Raw genomic sequence first — 3715 nt, 5'->3', positions numbered from 1 at the left:
GACAACGGCACCCGCCAATTCGGATACTCATCCGACGTCCCCGGAACATTCACCGGCGGCCACTAATCGCCGGATGCAGGGGTTCGTCTCCAACTGGCCGTGCGGTCGAAGAACGAACACTGTCCTGGCCTCCGAGCGGCGCCTCAGAGATCGTGTTCATTCCCCGCGGTTGCTCTACTACCGGAGGCGTCTGAACGACTATCCGTGCTTGATGTCCGCCAAGGCTGGGCGCTTTGCGGTTCGTCGCACCGTCGGCTGGCGAGGATCCGGCCGTAGGTAGTTGTTCCATGCAGGGATGGCCCGGGGCACCAGAGGGCGTCGGCGAGGTCGCTAGTTATCGATCGAGCGTGGCACCTCACCGAACCGGGGGGGCCCTGACGACACTCCCCTCGGGAACCCCGATCGGGGAGATTTGCTCAGAGAACCATGGATCGGAAGCGTCCGCGACTCCGAGATCGAGGGGATCCGATCGGCGCGGAGGGACAACGGTGTTCCTTGTCCCGAACGGCCCACTGGACATGGGATGGGGAAGTCGGCGGACAGTGGTGCGTTGCTCGAGCTCCCTGCTCGATGCCGGGCTGGACGGGAGCGCAGGGACCGCTTTCGTGGATGTGAATTCCGCCGGGACGATGTTGGCGCCGCCTGTCCTCGAGCCCTCTCCGCTACCAGAAGGGCGCCCGCCGAGCCGATCTCGGGCGGCAGCGTGACGGTGCCCTCGCCCTCGGCACAGAACGTGGACTCATGATCAGCGGTCGGTGACGGCGGGTTGAACCCCGGGACACGCGTGGGGTCGTCATTGCAGGATCGGACGAAGGCAGTCGCCGGTCCACATTTCAGCACCGAGGACGGCGAGCTCGCCGGGCTAGCAATCGCATCGCAGGGGGGCTGTCTCGGCCGAATCGAGGTCCAATTCGAGGACCACGGCGATGGCACGTCCGTATCAGCCGTGTTCCTGAGAATGACAAGCCCACCCGGCCCCGCTGTGCTGTTTTGATTTGGTCCCACCCTCGTGATGGGTTGGGGGTGGGTGCGCCGGTGGTCGGCGCCCCGGTCGCGGCTCCCATTCGGATCGGGGGACTACGGGGCCGACGAGACGGGTGACCCGGATCCCGGTGACCGCGGATCGTTCTCGCCCGACGGCATCATCGGCGCCAGCGTCGTGAATGAGCGCAGCGCGGCCCATGATCACGACGGGCCGGATGAACGGTCGCGGTGCAGGCCACCTCGCGGTGCAACCGACACCGCGGAGAATGCTGGTTTCTCGCAGATCCCTGCGTCTATCGTCGTGGCAAGTGGTCGGACGAATGCCTGCCCGCTCTCGAGTCGGGCCTCCCACGAGTTGTCGTGTGCGGCTTCCAGGGCCGGCACGCCCGGTCTCCAAATCGGCAGACCTCAGTGTTCCGAAACCGTCTCTGGCGTCCCCCGACATTTGGTGTGTCGTCGGCCGCGATGTGTCAGACGTACTTGTCACGGAAGATCGTCCGCGGTCGATCAGTGTGGTTGGGCCCAGCATGTCTGCGGTCGGCTCGGGGGAGACGTGTACAACTCAGACCGACGAGCAGATTCGCGCGCGGGACATCCATCACGCGGTACCAGCCGATGCCGCGGAACGGGTCGAAGACGGCCGACTAGCTCTGCTTCGAGCGAGACGCCGGCACCGCGATCGAGTACCTCCCGCATGCCCGACCAGGTCGGCCGCATGGCTGCAGCCCGGAAGGCTGAGATCCTCTGTCCGGAGAACTCACGAATGCACCGGTTCTTCGATTGCGGGCCGGTGCCGGTGGACCCCGGATCATGTCAACTGGTCTCCCAGATCGGTTACGCCGCCGGCGTGCCCAAGTGCTAGCGGCCATGCCAATCTCCCTGTAGTTGGACACGTACTTCCCTGCTGACGGTCAGTTGATCTCCCTGTCCGTGACCAAGGGATCGGGCCGAGTCGCCACCGTGAAGCTTCCGGCATCCGGCCGTGTACTCGCGCGTCGCCCGCCCCCCGGACCAAGTGGACGGGGACCGCTGCGTAGACCCCCAACCCCTCCTGCGCAGGGACGTGCTCGCGCATCGGGCGAACAGGACCAACTTCGGCGAGGCCGCCTGCCTCGTCCTCCTCGATACGCGCGAATTCGGCAAGACCCAATTGGCTGTTGGGCTCGGACTCAGAGCGAACGCCGGTGGCTACCCAGTGCAGTTCGACACCGCGGACGTATGGCAGTCCGAGTTTCCTGCGACGCAGGCCGAGAACCATCTCGAACTCGAGGTACGTGAGCTACGGCGCCGCACGTCGCTCGTCATCGACGATGTCGGTGATACCCGTTCGACACCGGTGCGACAACACTGCGCTGCCACCCGAGGCCCACCATCACGACCTCGAAGAGGGCGCAGTGCTTGGGACGTGCTTCGGATTGCATGGTTCTGACGATCGGATAGCGTTCGGACGGCTACCGGATAGCGCCTCGATGGCGTCAAGTGCCGCCCGCCGGACTCCCCGTCCCCCCTGCTCACCAGGGCCCGCGCGGTGGCAACGTGTACGTCTCTTGATCGCGTCGGGCAGGCCGAACCGGGGCCGCTCCTTCGAACACCGACGCCGCGCACTTGACCACGTCCCCCGCCCAGGTGGCGAAGCGTCGCCAGCCTGACTGCCCCAACGCGCCGCCAGCAGCTAACAGTTGTGTGAACTGGGACTTCAGGGCGCCCCAGTTCCCCGGAGGGCCATCCAGCTCCCAGGGGACGAGCAGCACGTCATTGAACCCCACGGAGATGGCGTATGACTCACTCAGAGCGGTGCATCCCGACCTGCCCGTCCGGTCGGTGAGGATCAAGAAGCGGGCACCAACCCGGACCCGGTGTCGCGCGCGGACCGTGCGTTCGCCTTGGAACGGCCGGCACCGGTCGAATGTGCGCGAGCCGAGCGAATCCCTGCGGGTCCGCTACCTGATGCTCGTACGCGCGCTATCCGATCGTCAGAACGGCGGTTTCCGAAAGGCGTTCCTAACAGGCGCAGTGCGACTGGGGACACAGCGTCGCCGAGAGCGTCCCGCCGGTCGCGGATATCGAACTATGTCCACCACGCCGAGATCCGACCGCTCGGCGAACACTCTCACCCGGGCGGGAGGTGTCGCGACTCCACGACCGCACAGACCCGCGACCAGTGGGGGTGGGGTCAGTAGCCGCCCGCCACGTAGGTGGCGTTGCGCGTCCGCCGGTGACACCCCGTCCTGAGCGGGGGGGGTCGGGCGCCACGGAATACACCGGTTCTCGATCGGGGCTCCTCCTTGGGCGCGGGGACCAGTGTGGTCATCTCGGCTGGCTTGTTCATCTAGCGAGACCGTTCCGACAAGAGCCCTCCAGCATCCACGCAGCAGGACACGGTGAAGGGTCCGTTGGGAGGGGCCAGGATCGTCCCTCCGCCGAACGAGCCCTATTCCACCGGGCGGGCTGGGTTCTCTAGAAACCGCCGGCCACCGCCCGGTCGGGCGTACATAGCGACATCCGCACGGCAGGCGACACGCCGATGGACTCGGCGGGCGATACAGCGGGTCTCACTCGAGAGCCCGCTGCGGTGGCAGTAGCGCGGTCCCAACGGTGCCCTGGACCGACGCGGCTCGATGCAGCGAAAAAGCGACCTACCTGCGGAAACAGGTCCGATTTGGTTTCGTGGACACTCCCGTGTAACTTTATCGGAGCCGCCAGGGAGCGGGCCGGAGCCGAGAGGCGAGGG

General features: G+C 66.4%; 1 protein-coding gene. It reads left to right on the top strand.

Annotated features, from left to right (window positions below):
• Nucleotides 1–1966 precede the first annotated feature (1966 nt).
• Nucleotides 1967–2413: an ATP-binding protein gene (locus NR111_RS18865; protein WP_374210759.1), complete on the top strand. Its 447-nt coding sequence runs from the start codon at nucleotides 1967–1969 to the stop codon at nucleotides 2411–2413.
• Nucleotides 2414–3715: the final 1302 nt, after the last annotated feature.

Origin of the sequence: Dietzia sp. Die43, assembly GCF_024519835.1 — a bacterium.
Lineage (GTDB): Bacteria > Actinomycetota > Actinomycetes > Mycobacteriales > Mycobacteriaceae > Dietzia > Dietzia kunjamensis.
This window is presented reverse-complemented; position numbering and strand designations above follow the sequence as displayed.